This is a genomic window from Collimonas sp. NPDC087041 (assembly GCF_044745265.1).
Lineage (GTDB): Bacteria > Pseudomonadota > Gammaproteobacteria > Burkholderiales > Burkholderiaceae_D > Collimonas.
In genome coordinates, this window is record NZ_JBIUZX010000029.1 from 1 (window position 1) to 1,840 (window position 1,840).

The 1,840-nt window shown below is 46.6% G+C and carries 2 protein-coding genes; both read right to left on the reverse strand.

Going from position 1 to position 1,840, the window contains the following annotated elements:
- Positions 1-195: 195 nt before the first annotated feature.
- The gene (locus tag ACIPF8_RS24495) at positions 196-1,086 is read right to left on the reverse strand and encodes a hypothetical protein (RefSeq protein ID WP_400426364.1); all 891 of its coding nucleotides are present in this window, start codon (positions 1,084-1,086) and stop codon (positions 196-198) included.
- A 347-nt stretch (positions 1,087-1,433) separates the two neighbouring features.
- A partial coding sequence (locus ACIPF8_RS24500; RefSeq protein ID WP_400426366.1) for a tyrosine-type recombinase/integrase occupies positions 1,434-1,840 on the reverse strand: 407 nt, incomplete at its 5' end.

Here is a 1,840-nt window from a genome sequence, read left to right on the forward strand (position 1 = left end):
ATAGGCCGGTTTGCGCGACGACTGTCGGTAGGCGCCATAATGGATTGGTAGATTGCTGTTGCTGCATAGTTCAATACTCCTTTGTTTGCATATGAGACCGTGCGGTACTGCACGGGATGCATAGAAGTATTGGCCTTAGCGAATAATAATAAAATTACCCCTGATCGGGTAAAAGGTAGTTTGACCGGGTCGCACCTAGTTATTTTTTGGCCTGCCATTGCTCAACGCTACCGTCGGCATGATTTTTTTGTACCAACCCTTGATGGTTTGCTCGGTATATGTCTTCTGCAATGGCAATTCTGCATCTCGAAATACTGCCATCAACTCCGGCAAATTGCGGACAACGATGTTTGATGCCACCACCCATTGATTAAAAATCTGCTTGTCTGCATAACTTGCCGCCGCTTTAAAGCCGTCTTTGATTTTTTCCATTTTGTCGTCAAGGCCACGTGCTTCAATCTGTAACGCCTCCAGCTCATGAGTCATTTGCGCCAACTCGGCTTCCTTATCTTCACTGGATTGTTTTTGTATCCTGACAAGTTCAACAAGTGTCATGCTGCAAAAATCAGATTTTTGCATTAACTGATCGATTGCTTCACCGTCTTGCACTTCGATAGCGTCAATCAAACTCATCGCTAGAAAGAACTGGCAATTCTCTTCGTAAAATAATTTTGTCTTATTACGAAACACTTCTGCCGCACTATCGTCAGGTGACCGGATACTGGTTAGAGCACTCAAACGCCCAATGGCTATCATTGAGTCGGCGAGATTTTTAGGTAAATTCAAGTCCTTGCGTAAGTCGCGCACATTTAATATGTTCATAGCCGGGATATCCAGCTTGGCAAACTGACGCAGTTCAGCTAGTGGCTTCAGCCTAGCCTGCAGTTCGCGAATTGGCTGAGTGCGCTCGGCAAGCTTTTTTGCATTGGCAGCAATCGCCTTCATGGCAGGCGATTGGGATGGCATTTGCTTGCTTAACAACTCCATTATTTTTCTACGTCTGTGCGCATCTTCGGCTTGCCGTCCTACGGTTTTATCTGCCTGTAACTCTTCCAAGCCATTTTCCGGTACGTCGTTTTTTTTCATATCTTGTTAATTATTTTGTCCGAGCGATGGGCGATTCCATGAGTCGCATCGCATTCATATCATCGGATCGCAGAATTACTATGCATCCACAATAAGCAATTTCATCGTGCCAATTCGCATCAATTGGCCGCTAATTTCAGATCGCCCCCGACATGCCTCCATCCCGCTCCCATCATTATTACTATTTCTGGAAGCAATAACTATCCATATAAACAACGGTTTATTGTATTTGTCTATGCTGCCTCCATGCCTCCAACACCTTGATAACGGAAGAACATAAGGACATGATGATATGGGATGTAAAAAACCGCGCTGCAGCGCGGTCTTGAGAAGGAAAACTACGGTCGTCACGCCCGCTTAAAATTACCTACGATGACCTTAGCGCTGCCGATGTTATCCAGATAATCGGCGTATTGCTGCATCATCACTCGCCGCTCTTCTTTGAATTCAGCCCGGTCATAGGCTTCACCGTAAGTGTCGCCAGATTGGTGTGCCAATTGACGGTCCACTACTTCATGACGGAAGCCCAGGCGCTCTTTAATGATGCCCATCGCCAGTGATCTGAAGCCATGACCTGTCATCTTGTTTTGATAGCCCATGCGCTTCAATGCCGCCAAAATAGCGCCATTGCTTACCGGCCTGCTGGGTTCACGTTGATTCGGGAACAAATAAGTATTGCCACCCGTGAGGGTGTGCAGCTCTCGTAATAGCTCCCAGCCTTGGCGCGGCAAGAACACATGATGATCGACTTTAC

What these genes read in the sequence shown, in the direction of transcription:
- ACIPF8_RS24495 (WP_400426364.1), bottom strand. Translation starts at nt 1,086, where the DNA reads ATGAAAAAAAACGACGTACCGGAAAATGGCTTGGAAGAGTTACAGGCA.